This window comes from Chryseobacterium sp. SIMBA_028, assembly GCF_046535285.1.
In the GTDB taxonomy this organism is placed as follows: domain Bacteria; phylum Bacteroidota; class Bacteroidia; order Flavobacteriales; family Weeksellaceae; genus Chryseobacterium.
The window spans coordinates 1-249 of the sequence record NZ_JAWRWZ010000634.1 but is presented as its reverse complement, the minus strand read 5'-3'; the positions used below and the strand labels follow the sequence as shown (position 1 = coordinate 249).

General features: G+C 65.9%; 1 protein-coding gene. It reads right to left on the bottom strand.

What is annotated here, in order from left to right; genetic code table 11:
• The coding region (locus tag SCA31_RS24770; RefSeq protein ID WP_410699608.1) for an NTP transferase domain-containing protein at nt 1–193 on the bottom strand (193 nt) is incomplete at its 3' end.
• Nucleotides 194–249: the final 56 nt, after the last annotated feature.

The window sequence follows — 249 nt, the reverse complement described above, 5'->3', positions numbered from 1 at the left end:
CTTCCCGCGCCCTGAGGATCCCCTCAGGGACCTCCATGCTGCCCGGTCCCACAACCACCACTTCCCCAGCACCTTCGGCAGCGCGCAGGGCATGGGTCAGGAGGGTGTCGCCGTCGTACCGTAGTTCGTTCTTCGGCGCACCACCCAGCCGCGTGGCCTTGCCGCCAGCGAGAATTACGGCATCGAATTCCATCCGCCCACACTACCGGTCATGGGCGGGACTCACCCTAAGCCGCAATCGCGTACGTC